We start from the raw sequence: 20602 nt of genomic DNA, 5'->3' as shown, positions 1-20602 counted from the left end.
GAGATCCGAAAACAGATCAACCCTTTTTTGAAGAAAACTTGAAATAAATGACTGTTCGCTGGATATTTAGACTAAAAGCTCATTTTAACCACTAAAAACTGCGGAAAAGTAGGTTTAACTAGCTAACTTTAAGTTTCCAACCGCATTTTTTCTGATACTTAATCTCTTGATTTAGTTCACTTGCCATCAGCGGATGCTTTTTTAACCAATTGTTTTCAAATTGAATCGCTAACTCTTCATTCTCAGCTGTTATCTTGAAGTTTGGCAACACGTCATCTTGTCGGCGCATCGATAAAATAACAGCAATACGTAATAGTCGAACAATATACGCAGCAACACTACTATGTGCACCTAAATGATCTAAGCATCCTTTTTGAAGGTCTGAGCGGTGGCTATGTGCTATAGCAACAATTACTTTATGCTCTGATTGCGAAAAACCAGGCATGTCGGTATTTTCTAAAATATAAGCGGTATGTTTATGGTACTGCTTATACTCTATTAATAAACCTATTTCATGCAGCTGCGCGACGGCATTTAAAAGCGGCAATCCACTTTGCGCTGCAACCGGCCAATACTGACTGACTTCATTAGCTAGCAGTAATGCTAAACTTGAAACTCGAGATGCTTGCTTTTGATCAACATGATAACGATTCATAAAACCATCAATAGTGCGTTGACGAATGTCGGTATTATGAAGCTCCGGTAGCATGCTATATAAAACACCTTCACGAAGCGCGCCACCTGCTAATCCCATTTGTTCTATTTCAAGAGACTCAAATAGTGCAATTAAAATAGCCAGCCCAGATACAAACACTAACCGTCGCTCTTCACTTAACCCAGGCAAGTCGAGTTCAGCTATTGTTTTATAAGCTATGGATTGTTGTTTGATGGTGTATAGCTTTTCAAGGGTGAGCATTTCATTTAAGTTTTGTGCCACCATAATTTCTTGAATAGCTTGTACAGTACCTGACGCACCAGAGGCAAGTTGCCAACCAGCCGTTTTATATTCAGGTGCTATTTCATCAATAACATTTCGTGCTGCTTTTATCGCAGCATTAAAGTTTACTTCATTTAATTGGCAATCTTTAAAGTAGCGTTCGAGAAAAGTCACGCAGCCAATATTAAGGCTTTTATAGTGACGCGCTTCAAAACCTTGGCCAATAACAACCTCGGTACTCGCTCCACCAATATCAATAACCAGCTGCTTGCCAGTACATGAAGAGGTATGTGCAACCCCTTTATAAATAGTTCGCGCTTCTAGCTCGCCGCTAATAACATTAACTTTATGCCCTAATATTTCTTCAGCACGTAGTTTAAAGTCGTCGGCGTTGGTTGCTAAGCGAAGTGTTGCAGTGGCAACAATGGTGATGTTCTGCGTGGGAATATCTTGCAACCGCTCTGCAAACAAGGCCAAGCACTCCCAGCCTCGTTGCATAGCCTCTAAGCTCAATAAATTATTATCATCGAGTCCTGCTGCGAGTCTTACTTTACGTTTCACGCGCCCTATAGTTTGCAGGCCGCCCGCCATTGATTTAGCAATAAGCATATGAAAGCTATTTGAGCCTAAATCAATGACTGCATATACATTTTTTTGCGGTTTAAGTTGCCCCACCGTTCAAAAACCTCTAGTTACAAATACAATCAAACTAACGGTCGGTTAAGACCGTCCTTTTTGGTAACCATTATTTGGGCGACGTCCGTTGTTATTACTACGATTACGTGGACCAGTAGAAAAATTACGTTTTCTATGAATAGTCGGCTTCGTTAAATCATCTAGCAATGCACTTTTATCGTAATGTGATAATGGAATGCTGTGCTCAATATATTCTTCAATTTCATGAAGGTTATAAGCATATTGCTCACACGCAAAACTAATTGCATGACCTGAAGCGCCTGCTCGAGCTGTACGACCAATACGGTGAACGTAATCTTCGCAATCATCAGGTAAGTCAAAATTAAATACATGACTTACTTCTGGAATATGCAAACCACGTGCAGCAACATCGGTAGCCACTAAAAAGTCTAGCTCGCCTTTACTAAATTGCGCGAGTATTGACTGGCGTTTCTTTTGGTTTACATCACCGGTGAGCATGCCCACGCGATGTCCGTCTGCTTTTAACCATGCATATACGGTTTCACAGCTATGCTTAGTATTTGCAAAAACAATGGCTTTCTCAGGCCATTCTTCTTCAATCAAGGTTAACAACAGCTTAATTTTATCTTCTTGTGAAGGATGAAATAGCTCTTCTTTAATACGTTTACCTGTTTTTACATCGGGCTCAATTTGCACATGCTCAGGGTTGGTCATATGTTCAAATGCAAGCTCTTGTACACGATACGACAACGTAGCAGAGAATAATAAGTTTAAACGCTCTGACGTATCTGGCATACGACGGAACATATAACGAATATCTTTAATAAAGCCTAAATCGAACATACGATCGGCTTCATCTAGCACGACAACCTCTATTTCATTAAGGGTGTAACAGCCTTGCTTGTACAAATCGATTAAACGACCTGTCGTACCAATTAAAATATCTACGCCTTTTTCTAATTGTGCACGTTGTTTTTCGTAATCTTCGCCACCATATACTAAACCTAAGTTAAGATTACAGTGCGGCGCTAAAATTTTTGCATCTTTGTGTATCTGAATCGCAAGCTCCCGAGTTGGGGCCATGATCAGGGCTCTTGGATGTTTACTAGGTGCTTTGCTAGATTGTAATAACCGGTGGCACGTGGCAGTTAAAAATGCCAATGTTTTGCCTGTACCTGTTTGTGCTTGGCCCGCAATATCGCGCCCTTCACAAATAAAAGGTAGGCATTTAGCTTGAATGGGTGTGCAATATTCAAACCCACTTTCGGTTAACCCGGCAACCACTTCCGGTGCAATAGCAAAGTCTGAAAACTTTTTATCGGTCAAATGTGTCTTAGTCATAGCGTTTAAGCATAACGTTTAAACTTGCAATAAGAAACAAGAGTGTTTAAATACGCACTAAATATTTCGCCTAACTAAACCGGAGAGCGCAATGAGCGAGAAAATAATCCAAATTACCGACGATAGCTTTGAAGCTGACGTATTACAATCAGACAAACCTGTACTAGTAGACTTTTGGGCTGAATGGTGCGGACCGTGTAAGATGATAGCCCCAATTCTAAGCGAAGTTGCTGATGAATTTGATGGTCGTGTAACTATCACTAAATTAAACATTGACCAAAACGCGGGTACACCACCTAAGTTTGGTATTCGTGGTATCCCTACACTACTACTTTTCAAAGACGGTCAAGTAGCTGCAACGAAAGTAGGTGCACTATCAAAAACACAATTAGTTGAGTTTTTAGAAAACAATATCTAAGTATTAATTTTGAAAAAAGGGCTCTCAGCCCTTTTTTTATAATTTATTTTACAGAAATACTGGACGCTGCGGTGATGACCTGCTAGTTTATAAAGCCAACTAATCCTTAGTTATATTCAACAAACCTCACTCAACGATCTAATAAGCGATTTTGAGTATGACAACTGTAATAAAGAACCCACCAATATGCATTTACGCGAATTAAAAGACAAGTCTATAAAAGAGCTTGTAAACCAAGCTGAGTCCATGGGGCTCGAAAACGTAGCCCGCTTGAGAAAGCAAGATATCATTTTTGCAATTCTTAAATCACACGCCAAAGGCGGAGAAAATATCTTCGGTGGTGGTGTTTTAGAAATTTTGCAAGATGGTTTTGGCTTTTTAAGATCATCAGAAGCTTCTTACTTAGCAGGCCCAGATGATATTTATGTATCTCCGAGCCAAATTCGCCGCTTTAGTATGCGTACTGGCGACTCTATTTCAGGTCTTATTCGTCCACCAAAAGACGGTGAGCGTTACTTTGCTCTGCTTAAAGTAAACGAAGTTAACTTTGATAAACCTGAAAACTCTCGCACTAAAATCCTTTTTGAAAACCTAACCCCACTTCATGCAAACGAACGTTTTCGTATGGAACGCGGTAACGGCAGTAAAGAAGATATTACCGCACGAGTTCTTGATTTAGCATCACCAATTGGCCGCGGCCAACGTGGTTTATTAGTAGCACCGCCAAAAGCGGGTAAAACAATGTTGCTACAAAATATTGCACAATCAATCACACATAACCATCCTGACGTTACATTAATGGTTTTACTTATTGATGAACGTCCGGAAGAAGTTACTGAGATGCAACGCCTAGTAAAAGGTGAAGTTATTGCATCAACATTCGATGAGCCAGCTTCTCGCCATGTACAAGTTGCGGAAATGGTTATCGAAAAAGCAAAGCGTTTAGTTGAGCACAAAAAAGACGTTGTTATTTTACTTGATTCGATCACACGTTTAGCACGTGCATATAACACCGTTATTCCATCATCAGGTAAAGTACTCACCGGTGGTGTTGATGCTAATGCGCTACACAAACCTAAACGTTTCTTTGGTGCTGCACGTAACGTTGAAGAAGGCGGTAGCTTAACGATTATTGCAACGGCGCTTATTGATACCGGCTCTAAAATGGATGAAGTTATCTACGAAGAGTTTAAAGGTACAGGTAACATGGAACTACACCTTAACCGTAAAATTGCGGAAAAACGTGTATTCCCTGCTATCGACTTTAACCGCTCGGGCACACGTCGTGAAGAATTACTTACTAAACCAGATGAGCTACAGAAGCTATGGATTTTACGTAAGATAGTCCATGACATGTCAGAAATTGATGCCATGGAATTCTTAATTGATAAACTATCAATGAGTAAAACCAACGATGAGTTTTTTGATTCGATGAAACGTAAGTAAGCTAAACTTTAGTTAAATAAACGTTTTCATGAAAAAAGACACCAAATGGTGTCTTTTTTATTTTCAGAGTAAATTAATTTATTCGTGTTGTTTAAACAGAGCCTGTAAGTTATTCACTAATGTTGTTAGCCTTTGCGTATTTATTTGTGGCTGAAGTAATTCATCGTCTAGCGCTTTTGCCGCTAAGGCTATGTCTTTAAACTCGAACATTTGTGCCGCTCCCAACACTCGATGGCTATCTTTTTGCAGCGCCTGATAATCTGCATCTTGAAAGTGCAGCTCAATAAGCTCGCTTTCTTCGGCTAGACTTTGTTGAAAGCTCGTTACTAAATCACTCATATCAACATGAATCTGTTTAGTTGATACCTCTGTATTTGCAGCATTTAAGTATTTTGCTAGCACAGTATGAAAAGACTCTTTATCGATTGGCTTTGCTAAATAGTCACTAAAGCCAAGTGATAGGTAGTGGTCAATTTCGTGGCTCATGGCATTGGCCGTTAATGCTAAAATAGGCTGCTCATAACCACATTGCTTGAGTAGTTCAAACGCAGAAATACCATCCATAACAGGCATTTGAATATCTAACAGTACTAAATCTGGGTATAGCTTTAAGCTTTGTTCTACTGCTTGCTCACCGTTTTCAACGGCAATCACGTCCAACCCAAGAGAGTGTAAATAACGACTGATCAGTTTGCGGTTATCACTGTGGTCTTCAGCAAGCACCACTTTACCCGATAATAATCTATGTCGCTCATCTGACTTAGCTTGTTGATCGTCGTGGCAAACTTGCTCTTCAACTTGTATACAGGGCAAATAAAATGAAAACTCACTGCCTTTTTTAAACTCACTCTGCACACTTATATAACCCCCCATCATCGCTGCTAATTGCTGCGACAAGCTCAAACCTAGTCCTGTACCACCAAAACGTCGACTAATACTGTTATCTGCTTGGCTAAAACACTCAAAAATAAGTTTAAGTTGAGATGAGCTCATACCAATCCCAGTGTCTTTAATCGAAAAGAGTAACCCTTGCTCGGTTTTACTAACACCAATAGTTACTTGCCCTTTATGAGTAAACTTAATGGCATTAGCACATAAATTAATAAGAATTTGTTTTACTCGCGTTAAATCTAATCGCGTAAAATAGGATTTTTCTAACTGGCAGTCTAAAACTAACGACAAGTCTTTCGCTTTAGTTTGAGGAGAAAACATAGCGTGAATATCGTTGATAAGCTGCACCACATCAAAACAACTAATATTAAGTTCTAACCGGTTTGCCTCGATTTTACTTAAATCCAACACATCATTAATCAAGCTTTTTAAATGCTCACTTTGACGTTGTATTACTCTAAGCTCATCTTGTAACTGTTCCGGCTTGTATAGGCCATTAATAAGATCATCAGTTTGTGCCAAAATAGCAGTTAACGGTGTTCTTATTTCATGGCTTATATTCGCTAAAAACTGGCTTTTCACCTCGTTTGCTTCTCGCAGCTCTTGTGCCACACTTTGTAGCTCTTTGGTGCGCTGTTCAACTTGTTCGCTTAACTTTAACTTCGCTTGCTTTTCTGTTCGGCGTTTGTAAACAGCAATTACCGTAATTAAAATTAATATGGCAACAATCGCTAATAAAAACGTTAATTGTGAACGCTTAGCTATTTGCAATTCTTGTAAGTATTGTTGTTGCTTTAATTGTTTAATTTCTTGGTTTAACTGATTTGATTCAAACTGAATTTGAAATTGACTGACCGCTTTCGAGGCTTCTTCGGTATTAACACTACGCTGATAATCAACATACTGCTGGTGCAAACTTAGCGCTTTTTCATAATCCCCTAGACTTGCATTTATTAGTGCTTCAATTCCTAAGCCATCTTTAATACGCATGCCGTTATTATACTCTTTGGCAAGCTTAATCGAGCGTTCAGAGGTTTGTTTAGCACTTTGCGTATCACCTTGTACAAATTGAACAATTGACAACACATGTAACGCTGCCGCTAGTAAAGACTTATTATCCGCTTCTATTGCAAATTGTTGGCCCGCATTAGCGTGATAAAAGGCAACATCAAATTTATTTAGCTTAAGGTTGATGGTGGCTAAATTTGTATGCTTAGTAGAAAGTTGAAACGCATTATTAACGCTTTGATAGTAACGTAAGGCCAACTGATTATAATGTAGTGCTAATTGGTACTGTCTTGATTCAGTGTAAGCTACTCCCATATTACCGTATGCCTGAGCAACACCATCTTCATCGCCCAGCTCTTGAAAAACTTTTAAAACCTCACGGTACATCTCAAGAGCTGACTCATATCGAGAGAGACGAATATAAATACCGGCAATATTATGTAATATATCGGCCTTATCTTGTGCGCTCCCCTCTTTTTCATAAATTACTTTGGCTTGCTGATAATAATCAAGAGCTAGCTCCATGTTATACATATCAAAATAAGCAAGCCCGATATTACTAAGTAAATTAGCCTGTTTTATCGGACTTTTAAGCGTAATTGCGATGTTTAACGCGCGGCTATAATCAACTACCGCTTGTTGCACTAACCCTTGATAATAAAGCACAACTCCTTGCATTTTAATCGCACGAAAGAAGAATTTAGGCTGATCTTTTAACGTACTACTGGTCTCTAGCAATTTAAAATATTTTAGTGCATTGGCTAAATCACTCTGCGCAAACGCCAGCTCAGCTAAATCACTATAAATAGTAATGCGTTGTAAATTTGGAACATCAGGGTTCGATAAAATATCGGTTGCAAGGCGATACTTTTCAGGCCATGTTTGTTCAAGATTAAACTGCTCAAACAAACTTGGCTGCTCATTTGATAAAGCGTCATTTGATGCGCTACTTAAAACAGCCAAAAGGCCAATAAAGCAGATACGCTTTAACTGAGTCAGCATAAAAATATCCTTAAATCCTTGCTAGCCATAACAAAACGACACCCAAACCAAGTATAAACATGTAATTTAGACCAATTTAAAACAGGCACTCACGCCCACTCCTTGGGGTTTAATGTTCTTTGGGTATATGATAATTTATCCAAGATACACTAATTAATAGATTGTAAACAATGCTTAACCCTCTGATAGATGAGATTTTTGAACTATTAATCACTAAAAAAATGTGGATGGTTCATACTTTAGCATCTGAGTTAAAGCAACGTGGGTTTCTTGATACTTTAGCTGCCGAGCCTGAGCGCGACTTATTTAAGCGCAATTTTTTAATTATGAATGCACTTTATCAGCTACAACAGCAACTGATGCCAAAACAGCAATTAGTCGTTAAAGGCTTACATATTGAACTAGTAAACAGTTCCAGTTATAACCAACTACATCCTAACGATCCACTGCGCGATTATTACTTAAACTGGCAAAATTTTGAAACATCTACGACTGAAGTCAAGGCATTATTAGATAGCTTTTGGCAACAATTTAGTCTGCCGACTCATCGCGAAGCCCCGCTGAGTAATGAGGAGCAACAACAACTGCTAGCGCGTTGGCAATTAACATCCCCAGTCACACTAAAAGTATTACAAAAGCGCTGGCGACAACTGGCAGTGCAGCATCATCCAGATAAACAAGGGGGTGACAATGAGGTGTTTAAACAACTAAAAATAGAATATGAGCAACTCAAGGCGAGTTGCTCAGATTAGATCGAGAGTTAACGCGTTAGGCGACGAGCACGGATTTTACGTCCTTTAATATTACCTTCGGTTAATTTGCGTAACGCTGGTTTAGATGAGTTACGCTCTACCGCAACAAATGCCACGTTATCAAGTACGTTGATTTTACCAACTTGGCGCCCAGCAACACCGTCTTTTCCGGTTAATGCGCCTAAAATATCACCCGCGCGCACTTTTTGCTTTTTGCCTGCATCTATCATCAGCGTCACCATTTCAGGTTTGTATGGCGGCTTATCTAATAGGTTATAAGATGGCATTGGCTCAGGAGTAAAGTCACGCTCGTAATGGTCGCCAATTTGAGCCACTTTAAATTGCTCTGCCTCACCATAAATAGAACATGCAATCCCTTTTTTGCCTGCTCGTCCGGTACGGCCAACACGATGTACATGAGTTTGTGGATCGTGAGCTAAGTGATAGTTAATCACCATGTCCATATCATCAATGTCTAAGCCTCGTGCAGCTACATCAGTTGCCACTAAAATAGACGCACTTTTATTCGCAAAATGAATCAGTGTACGCTCACGATCACGCTGCTCTAAATCACCATGCAGTGCCACCGCACTAAAGCCTTCATCGGCTAAATCATCACATACTTGCTGCGTTTCAACCTTGGTATTACAAAACACCACACAGCTTTGCGGGGTAAATTTAAGAAGTAACAGCTTAAGCGTTGGATAACGCTGTTTATTATTATCCATTTTGTAGAAGTATTGTTTAATCGTGCTTTTTTCTTGCTGCTCTTCTACTTTAATCATTTCTGGGTTACTAAGTACACGCTTAGCAATAGCTTCGATTGATTTTGGAAAAGTAGCACTAAATAACAACGTTTGACGATTGGTTGGAATGCGATCAATTATGGCATCTAGGGTGTCTTGAAAACCCATATCAAGCATTTGGTCGGCTTCATCAAGTACCAGGGTTTCAACATCATCTAAGCGTAATGTCCCTTTGCGAATATGATCATCAACTCGCCCCGGTGTACCCACAATAATATGTGCACCATGTTCGAGTGAACCAATTTGTGGCCCAATTGAAACCCCACCACACAAAGTTAAAATCTTAATGTTATGAATACCGCGCGCTAGTTTACGCATCTCAACCGCCACTTGCTCTGCAAGCTCACGAGTTGGGCACAATACTAACGACTGAATACGAAAGCGTTTTACATTTAGCTTGGCTAAAACGCCTAAACTAAATGCCGCTGTTTTACCTGAGCCTGTTTTGGCTTGGGCAATAATATCTTTGCCATTTAAAACGGATGGTAGGCTTTGCGCCTGTACAGGCGTCATTTGGGTGTAGCCAAGCGTTGATAAATTATCAACTAACCCTGAAGGTAAGGCCAACGATGAAAAAGCAATTGCAGTCACAGTAAATTCCATAGCAAAAAATAACTTGAGAAAAGTCTCAATTAATATGCGGCTAATAATAGCAGAATTAACAATTGGCAACCATTAGCAACGAACGATTAAAAGTTGCAATAAAGATATTGCAAATGATAGTTGTTTTCATTAAGATCTGCGACGTTTTACTATCCTAATAATTCTAAGCCGGAAGCCACTAATGAAACTTAACCCTCTTTTTATCGCTCTTTTAGCCTGTACCTCTACAAATGTATTAGCCAACACCGCAAATATAGAGCGCATTGAAGTTAAAGGCAATTATTTCAACGACTACAAAGTAGATAATGCTAGTGGGGCAATGAGAACCTCTACCTCATTACTCGAAACCGCTCAGTCAGTTACCGTAATCACTGACACAATCGTTAATGAGCAACTAGCAACCACTCTTGGTGAAGTATTGACCAATGATGCTAGTTTAACTGCAGGGTCTAAACAACGAAATAGAGAAGTATTTAACTTACGTGGCTTTCAATTAAGCTCATCAACCGGCTACCTGCGTGATGGCCATCAGCATTGGTCTCATTACCAACAACCCATTGAAATTTTAGAGCAAGTAGAAGTTATTAAAGGCCCTTCAAGTATTTTGTATGGGCAATCAGGCCCTGGTGGTCTGGTCAATATGGTAACCAAAAAGCCAACTGCACAAACGTTATTTAGTGCCAGTGCCGATGTTGACCAACATGGTTCAACCCGCTTTATGCTTGATGCTGGCGGCGCACTCACCGAGACTGAAGATTTACGTGCCCGTGGTGTATTAGTAAAACAAGATGTTGAATACTGGCGAGAATACCAAAATGGTGATAACCGCGAACGCGATCGTTTTTTAGGTGCCTTAGTGGTTGATTACGATATTAGCGATAACGCCCTAGTACGTGTACATTATGATCGCACTGATGACGAAGCAGGCTTAGATACTGGCGCTTGGATAGATAATGATGCCAACATTATTGGTGATAACAAAACAATTCGTGATATGTCATGGGCCTTTACTGACATTACTGTTGAAAACATGGGTATTGATTTCAAAGTATTTTTAACCGATAACTGGCAAGTTAATTTAGGCTACAATGAGCAAACGTTTGAACGTCAGCGCTTTGAGTCAGCACCACGTAAGCCAAGTGACTTTATCGAAGGTGATAGTTACCAGTCACGTCCTTACGATCGCTTTGATGATTGGCAGTTTAAAACTGCTTTTATTGACTTCATTGGCGAATTTGAAACCTTGGGTGTACATCATCAATTACTTGTAGGTGCTAACTCACTGGATTATTACTACGGCCAATTACGCACATCTGCTGATACGATTAATTTTTCTGCCGGTCAAAATGAGCCTAATCGCCCTAATATAAGTTACAAATCAGATGACACTATTAGCTCGTCTGCTTACGACTATTACGGGATTTATATCCAAGATTTAATTTCATTCTCACCAGAATGGCAAGTATCGCTAGGTGGTCGTTACGATAAACAAAGTAGAGAAAACAGCAATAACGAATCGTTCGTACCTAAGGTCGGCGTACTTTACCATCCAAATGCCTCTGCAACTGTTTATGCAAGTTACTCAGAAGGATTTGAGCCGCAAAACGAAACATTAGTAAATGAAAAAGATGTTAATAACGGTATGAAGCTCGATGCTATTACCTCTGAGCAAAAGGAAATTGGGGTAAAATGGCAACTGTTTGATGATCGATTAATGCTTAGCGGTGCCTTATTTGATATTAGCAAAACAGGCACCTTAGTGAGCGAAGAGCTGGTTAACCCTATCGGTGATATAACGAGCATCACCACGCAGGCAGGTGAGCAACGCCATAAAGGCTTTGAGCTTGCAGCTCAAGGTGCTGCAACTGACCGTTTATTTGTTATGGCATCAACTATGTATTTAGATGCTAACTATGAGCGTGATGAAGAATTAGAGGGCAAACGCCCAACTGATGCACCAAAATGGTCTGCCTCTTTATGGACACGTTATGAGCTTAATGACGCTGTTGCTTTGAATGCCGGTGCTTTTTATGAGGGTGAACGTTTTGCTGATAATGCTAACACCGTAACAAAAGAGGGTTATACTCGTGTTGATATTGGCGCAACCTACAAGCTTAACTTAAATAACAAAGATATTAACTTACGTTTAAATATTGAGAACTTATTTGATAAAAACTACCTAGCCGGTGGCGGTTTAAATAACGTTACCGTAGGTGAAGGCACAAGCGTGCGTTTAGCCGCACAATTTAGCTTCTAAGCTGATTCTCTATAAAGCCCATATCAAAAAGTATGGGCTTTATAAACCAATCCTTTATGACATAATTACTTACAGTTTGCTGCTTTACTAATTTATCACTTGCTCTAAAGTTGTAAATTAACAAGGAGCCTTATTATGTTGCTTTTCAATACTAGCCAGTCATTTCCTCATTTTACACACGTTCAGTGCTGCCCTGATTGCAACAACAACTGCTATCACTTAGTTAATCAAAGTCGCTTTTTACGCTTTACCATTTTTCCTATATTTCCTATAAAGTTAAGTTATAAACGCGAGTGCTATCAATGCGGACATAGTGAGGCTATCAATATTAAGACGTTACCTCTGTTTGAAAAGCTTAGCCTACCAAAATACTGTATTGGATTAATTTTATTACTATGGTGGGCGTTATTTTTTTATCAAAAGCACCTCAACACTGAAGCACTAAAACAAAGCTATTTAACCTCCCCAAAAGCTTATGATACCTATTTAGTTAAAGCCGATAAATTCACTCACGAACCATGGACACTCACTAATTTAAAAGTTGCGCAAGTACTCAGCTTTGATGAGCAATTTATAACGTTTCAGGTGGGTAATTACAGCTATAAGCGCACTAGTGCCATTACCACAGCGATGCGTGCAAGTTTGTTGGTACAAAGAGATTACTTTTCTTCTCAAACTATTACCCTGCCTCGTAATGAAATAAAACGTTTATACGAAGATGACATTATATTTGACGTGCTACGCCCAAAGGCATATTCACTTTATGGCGGGTTTGTGATGTTTCCACCTAAACCTAAACCTCTTTATAAAGGCTTAAAGCTCGATGAGAATAATCAGCAAGGGATTGTTTACTATAAAGATAAGCAATATAGCGAAGCGCTTGAAAGCTTTAACCTAGCAGCAAACTCAGGCTCACAATGGGGTCAACTAAATCTTGCTCAGATGTATCGTGATGGACAAGGTACAAAAAAGAACACTCCGCAAGCGATTTATTGGTATAAAAAAGCAATTGCTCAAGGTAATAGCAAAGCTAAATACGAACTTGAGCAACTATGTAAAACAACTCAGTGCGAATAAAATAAACTACTTATTTGCTTTAAATAACTTAGTATAAGCGACATGCGCAATTACAATAACCAAACCAGCACCTATCCCTAACAGTCCGTCAAATAGTAAAGGGGTTAGTATTTCTCCTGTGCTACCAGCAACCGACTGCGCATAATGAGTTACATCAACTTGAGCATGATGCAAAAGCTCAATTGCGTGTACTAAAATTCCACCACCCACTAAAAACATCGCCACCGTGCCCGCAAAGGCTAAAAACTGCATTAATCTTGGGGCTGCAGCTAATAAGGCTTTACCGAGTAATTCTTTAAACTTACTTGCGGAGGGTTTGGATTGATTAAGTAAATATAAGCCCGCATCATCAAGCTTTACAATCCCTGCTACCAGTCCATAAACACCAATTGTCATGATGATGGCAATCACACTCAATACCAGCGCCTGGTTGATTAATGTGGCCCCTGCGACCGTGCCTAATGTAATAACAATAATTTCGGCGGAAAGAATAAAATCAGTGCGAATAGCCCCTTTAACTTTTTGTTTTTCATACTCTGCCAAATCTAAATTTTCACCATCCTCTATAACTTCTTAATGATGAGGTAAAAAACGAGCAAATACTTTTTCTGCGCCTTCAAAACATAAAAATAGGCCACCTACCATTAAAAGGGGGGTAATTAGCCAAGGCAACCACACACTAATTAATAACGCAGCAGGAACTAATATAGCTTTATTTAAAAAAGACCCTTTTGCCACAGCCCATACAACGGGCAACTCCCTATCGGCGGTAACCCCTGTAACTTGCTGAGCATTAAGTGCCAAATCATCACCAAGCACTCCCGCTGTTTTCTTTGTCGCAACTTTACTCATGGTCGCAATATCATCCAACAGAGTCGTTATATCATCCAATAATGTTAAAAGGTTGCTGCCAGCCATGAAATTTCCTAACTAAAAATAAGATCTTAAACATAACGTAAAGCTATATTTTCACCAACGGTTAATTTAGCTTTGTTAAGCTCCTAATTAAACAAGGGACACGATAAGGCACAGCCAATGAAACACGCTACCATTATTATTACTTTAATTGTTTTAACTGCATGTAATAAGCAGCCAGTTACGAATAACTATGTCTGCGATAACGCACCTGCAAAACTTGATATCATTAGCAATAAACAAGCAAAGTTAAGCTTTTATGACCATGATTATATATTGAATCATGAGGTGAGCGCTTCAGGCAGTAAATACATTAATAAAGAAGTGTTATTTTGGAGTAAAGGCGAACAAGCAATGCTAATAATTAATGGCAAAAAATACCAATGCAGCGACAATTAACCAATAACTAACATCGCATTAAAAAACTTGCTACACTAACAAAAGTCTTAATATTGTTGATAAAGTTATGCAATCTCTCGCTATAAAACACAAAATAATTTTAGCCTTTTCAGCCATTGGCTTGTTGATACTAACCAGCTGCATATTTTTTTACTGGTCGCTCAATCAAATTAGTACCACTAACACGCGTATAGAAACGTTGGCGGTGCCTGTACAACAAGCAAGTAAAGATCTTCGTTTATCACTCCTTTCTATTACTAAATTTAATGCCATTGCTTATAGCCAAACTAAACTTAATTTACTACTGCAAAATAAAAAACAGGCACACGCTGAACAAACGCAGTTTTTTAGTAAATTAGAAACACTAAAAACACAAGTTGCCCAGCAGAAAGGCATGCAAACATTACTTAAAGCTATTAACAAAGACTTTGCCCAGCTAAATACAATAAGCAACCAAATGCTTGCAGCAAAAGAGCAACGTTTTAAGGCGCAAAGCTCAGCCGCAGCACTAACAATTACGTTCAATGAACAGCTTCGTGAACTCAGTAACCGCTTGCTTGATATAGAGCTCATAAACGTTGATAGCAACCAACAATCACTTTTAGATGCGGTATTTGGCACTGCGACTCGTGTTGATGATTTATTATTTACTTTAAATAATAATGTTAAAGGGATTGGGCAAATAACCACTTCAGAAAATATAAACGATCATCAACAAGACACCTCTTTTTTACTCGACAATATTAAATCTAATCTTAGTTACTTAGAGCAACAAGCCACCCCAATTGCTAATAAACTCAACACAAATGAGCTTATTACAGCATTTGATGATTTAAGCAGCCTATTAAATAATCCTGATGGGTTGTATGCATTGCAAAATACTGTGCTCAATAATAAAGACAAAGTTGATCAGCGTTTTGAAAGCTTTCAAAACGCCTTTATTAGTATTGAAAATCAATTGATTGAGCTTAATAAACTGGCTGACACGCGCTTTAACTTTCTACAAGATAGTGCTAAATCAGCAATTAATACTGGCTCTAGCTTAGTGATTATTATTGCGTTTGTATTAATTACTTTGCTGATTATTATTTCAGTATTTACTACCAACGCCATGCTAAAACCGCTTAAAAAGGTGAATAAAGAACTTGCTCGAATAGCCTCAGGTGACTTTTCTCAGCGTAGCAATCCCCACAGTAAAGATGAATTTGGTACGCTGATGCACAACACTAATAGGCTTTGTGATGATTTAACTCACTTAATAAAAGCCATTAGTAACGACGCTTACGAACTCGATAATTCAGCTATTCAAACCAGCGAAAAAGGCCAGCAAATGACTATTGTTGCTAAGCAACAGCTAGAACGTAGTGCACAAGCCACCTCATTAGCACAGCAAATGTTGCAAAGTTCTCAAGCCGTATACGAACAAGCGCAAAGCACCTCTAATGAAATTACTAATGCCTCGCAATTTGCCAATGACGTTAACGACATTGCAAATAATAATAGCCAAAGCATTGAAGCACTTTTAAATCGCTTAGATAGAGCAGTAAGCAGTACAGAAGAACTAGCCCAGTATACGCAACTAATTGGTGCCATTGTTGATACCATTAGCAGTATTGCAGAGCAAACTAATTTACTAGCACTTAATGCCGCAATTGAAGCTGCACGTGCTGGTGAGCATGGTCGCGGATTTGCCGTAGTAGCAGATGAAGTACGCTCGCTTGCAGCTCGCACACAAAGCTCTACAAGCGAAATTACTACCATGATCAACACTCTACAGCAGCATACTCAAACCACCCAAACTGAAATAAATGATGGGCAACAACAGGCTAAGCATTGCGTTGAAAACAGTACTGAACTAAATAATGCTGTTGAGCGTATTAAGAGCACGCTGGTATCGGTTAATGCTATGAGTAAAGAGATTGCGAGTGCCTCACATGAACAACTTGCAAACAGCACCGATATTCAACAAATAATGGCTAAGGTAACCGAGCAGGCCACCTTAAATGCCAACAATGCAACGACCCTAGCAAGCGAAAGTGAAGACGTTAACCAACTTGCACACTCATTAAAAGGTGCAGTAGAGCGCTTTAAGTTTTAAGCGCAGCTAATGACTTGGCTTGTATGAACTGGGTATAATACTTTTAACTTTTTGCTAAGTAACGGCCCACAATGAAATACAAAGATCTGCGCGATTTTATCGATTTACTTGAGAAACGAGGCGAGTTAAAACGCATCAGCCAAGAAATCGACCCGTATCTTGAGATGACCGAAATTGCTGACCGCACACTGCGTGCCGAAGGCCCTGCTTTATTATTTGAAAACCCTAAAGGATACGACATTCCCGTTTTAGCTAACTTGTTTGGTACTCCTAAGCGTGTAGCTATGGGTATGGGCCAAGAGGATGTAAGTGAATTACGTGAAGTGGGTAAATTACTCGCATTTCTAAAAGAGCCTGAGCCGCCAAAAGGCATTAAAGAAGCGCTCGGACAAATTCCGGTATTCAAGCAAGTGCTTAATATGCCGGCCAAAGAAGTTAAAAAAGCCCCCTGCCAACAAGTTATTTTACAAGGTGACGACGTTGACTTAACTAAGCTTCCTATTCAGCACTGCTGGCCTGGCGATGCTGCACCTTTGATTACTTGGGGTTTAACCGTTACCAAAGGACCTCACAAAAAGCGCCAAAATTTAGGGATTTATCGTCAACAGCTATTGGGTAAAAATAAAATCATTATGCGTTGGTTATCTCATCGCGGTGGCGCGCTTGATTTTCAAGAGTGGTGTAAAGAACACCCTGGCCAGCCCTACCCTGTTTCGGTGGCATTAGGTGCAGATCCTGCGACTATTTTAGGCGCTGTTACCCCCGTTCCAGATACGTTAAGCGAATATGCCTTTGCAGGTTTACTACGTGGTAGTAAAACTGAAGTAGTTAAGTCAATCTCGAATGATTTACAAGTACCAGCCAGTGCAGAAATCGTACTTGAAGGGCATATTGTGCCGGGAGAGATGGCGCCGGAAGGTCCATATGGCGACCACACAGGTTATTACAACGAAGTCGATGACTTCCCAGTTATGACGGTCACCCACATTACACATCGTAAAGACCCTATTTATCATAGTACTTTTACTGGCCGTCCGCCGGATGAGCCGGCTATTTTAGGGGTGGCGCTAAACGAAGTATTCGTACCAATTTTACAAAAACAATTTCCAGAAATTGTCGATTTTTATTTACCGCCAGAAGGTTGTTCGTATCGCATGGCCGTAGTGACAATGAAAAAACAATACCCAGGTCACGCCAAGCGCGTAATGATGGGGGTTTGGTCATTCCTACGACAATTTATGTACACTAAGTTTGTTATTGTCTGTGATGATGATATTAACGCTAGAGATTGGAACGATGTAATTTGGGCTATCACTACTCGTATGGACCCTGCGCGCGACACGACGTTAATTGAAAACACGCCAATTGATTATTTAGATTTTGCATCGCCCGTATCTGGTCTAGGTTCAAAAATGGGTATGGATGCAACAAATAAATGGCCTGGTGAAACAACTCGAGAATGGGGCGAACCTATTGTAATGGATCAAGCCACTAAGGATCGAGTTGATGAGCTTTGGGATAGCTTAGATATTCTTTAACGACTTTGGTCTAGGGCCTCTAGGCTATAAACTCACCCTGCGGATATGCTATTATTGCTCAAATAAAGTGCGTATCCGCTAATTTAAGGTAAAACATGCAAACATTACTCGCTGAAGTTGTTTCTATCAGCCCACTAACAGAATTTGTTCATAAAGTTATTTTAAAGCCGCAACAGCCTGTAGCATTTGAAGCTGGTCAATATTTACAGTTGGTTTTAGGTGAAAAAGATAAACGTGCGTTTTCAATCGCGAGTCGCCCCTCACAGACTGATGCATTAGAATTACACATTGGCGCATCAAACGCAGACTCTTACGCGATGCAATCATTAGAACACCTTCGTAGTGCTCACAACGAGAACCAAACCGTAAAAATAGAAGCGGGTTTAGGTATTTCTCAGCTACGTTTGCAGTGCGAGCGTCCAATTATTTTACTCGCCGGCGGGACTGGTTTTTCTTACGCAAAGTCAATGGCTGAGCATTTAGCTGAAATCAACTGTGAGCGTCCGGTGCTATTTTACTGGGGCGTAAAAGAAGAGTCGGCGCTGTATGCACATACCGAAATGCAAGCATGGTCAGATAGCCGTGAAAACTTTAAATTTATTCCTGTCGTAGAGCATCCTACCGACAGCTGGACTGGCCACACTGGTTATGTTCATAAAGCGGTGATGAGCGATATTATGTCGTTAGAACCTTACGATATTTACATGGCAGGTCGTTTTGACATGATTGGCATAGTACGCGATGATTTTATAAATCATGGCGCTATTCGTGAAAACATGTACGCAGATGCATTCGCGTTCATAAAGTAACACTAGTTTAAGGCACCTTAGGGTGCCTTAATTGTTTTAATTGCTAGCACTGTGATTGTTATTACCTATTAAGCTCATCAACATAAACAATTTCCTAAAATCCAATCTATAAACCATACTTTGTACAGAACATTAAGCGGGAGAAACCTAAATGTTAAATACAAAAGTAAAAGATTTTATGCAACATAAGTTGCCTCATATCACCCCTAATACAGAAATGACCACTGCCATAGCAGAGCTAGAAAAATTTAAACTACTAGGCGCGCCGGTATTTGATGATAATAAGGTGCTCGTTGGCTTTATCTCAGAGCAAGAGTTACTCAAACCCTTAATGCAAAGTAGTTATTTTTGTGATGGTATGGTGAAAGTATCGCAGTTGATGCAAACAGATGTGGTAACCGTGCACGGCGATACCAATATTATGGAATTAGCAGAACAAATGAAGCCTGGTAAACCTAAAAATTACCCCGTGATCGATGGCGGTGTAGTGGTAGGTATGATCAGCCGTGCCGATATATTAAAAGCACTTTATAATAATTACGTTAGTTGTAATGCGCACATATAAAAAAATGCCACTGTAAACAGTGGCATTTTTAATTATATAGACAATTTAACGCTGTGCGACTTTAGCTTTAAGTGCGTTTTTATCAGCGTCACTTAAATAGGCAATTTCCAGCGCATTCGCTTGCGCTTTTTCCATATCAGCTTGTGACAAACCTGCTTTTGGTGCTGCCACTGCATATTCGTATTCAATTTCAATGCCTTCAACAGCCGGGTCATCCGTGTTAAGACAGGCTAAAATACCATGATCTAAAAACTGCTTAAGTGGGTGTTTGGTTAAATCATTCACTGTACTGGTTTGAATGTTACTGGTTAAGCACGATTCAATACCAATGCGGTTATCACGTAAATAATCCATTAGTTTTGGATCTTCAATCGCTTTAACACCATGGCCTATTCTGCTTGCGCCAAGCTCGTTTAATGCTTGCCAAATACTTGGCGCACCTAACGCTTCACCAGCATGCACGGTAACAGCCAAATACGCATCACGTACTTGCTTAAAATGATCAACAAACAACTCGCCAGGATAACCAATCTCATCACCGGCCAAATCCACTGCAACCAAATCATTTTTAAAGGCAAGTAACGCGTCCAACTCGTGCTGACAGGTTTTAACTCCGTATGTACGAGACAAAATACCAATTAAGTTTGCTTTTATATCAGTATCTTTTGTTGCACTACGGATACCATCAACCACTGCTTCAACAACCCCTTGAGGGTGTAACCCTTGGCTTTGAGCCATATAATAAGGACTAAAACGCAGCTCTACGTAATCAAGACCCTGCGCTTGTGCATCTTCAATGTTTTCTATCGCAATACGTCTACAGGCATCGTAATCACCTAGTACCGTCACTCCCCAATCAAGCTTTTGTAAAAATGCCATTAAGTTTGGCTCAGGATCAATAACCTGAACATGAGGAATAAGTGCTTCAACATTGTCCGCTGGTAAAGCGATATTAAACTGACGACCAAGTTCTAGTATGGTTTGCGCGCGTACATTACCATCTAAATGACGGTGAATATCTAGCAAAGGTATTTTTCTATTGATCATAATAGCTACTCGGTTGAATTAAAATTGCGCGAATGA

General features: G+C 39.7%; 15 protein-coding genes and 1 pseudogene. 10 read left to right on the top strand and 6 right to left on the bottom strand.

The window, feature by feature from the left end:
• Positions 1-118: 118 nt before the first annotated feature.
• Positions 119-1612, bottom strand: coding sequence for a guanosine-5'-triphosphate,3'-diphosphate diphosphatase (gppA, locus tag AC0L7Q_RS16485; protein WP_413401077.1), 1494 nt, complete (start codon positions 1610-1612; stop codon positions 119-121).
• Between the two features lie 45 nt (positions 1613-1657).
• Positions 1658-2935 carry an ATP-dependent RNA helicase RhlB gene (gene rhlB, locus AC0L7Q_RS16480; protein ID WP_138605404.1) on the bottom strand — a complete coding sequence of 426 codons (1278 nt, stop codon included), beginning with the start codon at positions 2933-2935 and terminating at the stop codon, positions 1658-1660.
• A gap of 91 nt (positions 2936-3026) precedes the next feature.
• Between rhlB and trxA the strand changes: the two genes are divergently transcribed.
• Positions 3027-3353 (top strand): thioredoxin TrxA, encoded by a 327-nt coding sequence (gene trxA / locus AC0L7Q_RS16475; RefSeq protein WP_008109071.1) that lies wholly within the window; start codon positions 3027-3029, stop codon positions 3351-3353.
• A 186-nt stretch (positions 3354-3539) separates the two neighbouring features.
• A complete protein-coding gene (gene rho / locus AC0L7Q_RS16470; protein WP_010392671.1) occupies positions 3540-4799 on the top strand; it encodes a transcription termination factor Rho in 1260 nt (419 codons plus the stop codon).
• A gap of 78 nt (positions 4800-4877) precedes the next feature.
• Here the strand turns inward: rho and AC0L7Q_RS16465 are convergent, their stop codons facing one another.
• On the bottom strand, positions 4878-7700 hold the full coding sequence (locus tag AC0L7Q_RS16465; RefSeq protein WP_413401076.1) for an ATP-binding protein: 2823 nt from the start codon (positions 7698-7700) through the stop codon (positions 4878-4880).
• A 170-nt stretch (positions 7701-7870) separates the two neighbouring features.
• Between AC0L7Q_RS16465 and AC0L7Q_RS16460 the strand changes: the two genes are divergently transcribed.
• Entirely contained in the window at positions 7871-8452 is a 582-nt protein-coding gene (locus AC0L7Q_RS16460) for a DNA-J related domain-containing protein (RefSeq protein WP_409424346.1), read from the top strand.
• Between the two features lie 8 nt (positions 8453-8460).
• Here AC0L7Q_RS16460 and dbpA read toward each other — a convergent pair whose 3' ends face one another.
• The gene (gene dbpA / locus AC0L7Q_RS16455; RefSeq protein WP_413401075.1) at positions 8461-9849 is read right to left on the bottom strand and encodes an ATP-dependent RNA helicase DbpA; all 1389 of its coding nucleotides are present in this window, start codon (positions 9847-9849) and stop codon (positions 8461-8463) included.
• Between the two features lie 193 nt (positions 9850-10042).
• Here dbpA and AC0L7Q_RS16450 point away from each other — a divergent pair, with 193 nt between their 5' ends.
• A complete protein-coding gene (locus tag AC0L7Q_RS16450; protein ID WP_413401074.1) occupies positions 10043-12118 on the top strand; it encodes a TonB-dependent siderophore receptor in 2076 nt (691 codons plus the stop codon).
• A 135-nt stretch (positions 12119-12253) separates the two neighbouring features.
• The gene (locus tag AC0L7Q_RS16445; RefSeq protein WP_413401073.1) at positions 12254-13195 is read left to right on the top strand and encodes a tetratricopeptide repeat protein; all 942 of its coding nucleotides are present in this window, start codon (positions 12254-12256) and stop codon (positions 13193-13195) included.
• A gap of 6 nt (positions 13196-13201) precedes the next feature.
• On the opposite strand, the pseudogene AC0L7Q_RS16440 reads toward AC0L7Q_RS16445, so the two are convergent.
• A pseudogene (locus AC0L7Q_RS16440) lies at positions 13202-14113 on the bottom strand (DUF808 domain-containing protein).
• 117 nt (positions 14114-14230) lie between these two features.
• Here AC0L7Q_RS16440 and AC0L7Q_RS16435 point away from each other — a divergent pair.
• From AC0L7Q_RS16435 to AC0L7Q_RS16415, 5 genes are all read left to right on the top strand, one after another.
• Entirely contained in the window at positions 14231-14509 is a 279-nt protein-coding gene (locus tag AC0L7Q_RS16435) for an MliC family protein (RefSeq protein WP_409424341.1), read from the top strand.
• Positions 14510-14576: 67 nt separating this feature from the next.
• The gene (locus AC0L7Q_RS16430) at positions 14577-16607 is read left to right on the top strand and encodes a methyl-accepting chemotaxis protein (RefSeq protein WP_409424340.1); all 2031 of its coding nucleotides are present in this window, start codon (positions 14577-14579) and stop codon (positions 16605-16607) included.
• A 71-nt stretch (positions 16608-16678) separates the two neighbouring features.
• Positions 16679-18145, top strand: a complete 1467-nt coding sequence (gene ubiD / locus AC0L7Q_RS16425; protein ID WP_413401072.1) for a 4-hydroxy-3-polyprenylbenzoate decarboxylase — start codon at positions 16679-16681, stop codon at positions 18143-18145.
• A 95-nt stretch (positions 18146-18240) separates the two neighbouring features.
• Entirely contained in the window at positions 18241-18954 is a 714-nt protein-coding gene (gene fre, locus AC0L7Q_RS16420) for an NAD(P)H-flavin reductase (protein WP_413401071.1), read from the top strand.
• A 151-nt stretch (positions 18955-19105) separates the two neighbouring features.
• Complete coding sequence (locus tag AC0L7Q_RS16415; RefSeq protein ID WP_054202871.1) at positions 19106-19519, top strand: CBS domain-containing protein; 414 nt, start codon at positions 19106-19108, stop codon at positions 19517-19519.
• Positions 19520-19564: 45 nt separating this feature from the next.
• Here AC0L7Q_RS16415 and add read toward each other — a convergent pair whose 3' ends face one another.
• Entirely contained in the window at positions 19565-20566 is a 1002-nt protein-coding gene (gene add / locus AC0L7Q_RS16410; RefSeq protein ID WP_010392653.1) for an adenosine deaminase, read from the bottom strand.
• Positions 20567-20602: the final 36 nt, after the last annotated feature.

This window comes from Pseudoalteromonas sp. KJ63-1, from assembly GCF_055808145.1.
Note: the sequence above shows the minus strand (reverse complement) of the source record. Positions and strands in the feature narration are given on the sequence as shown.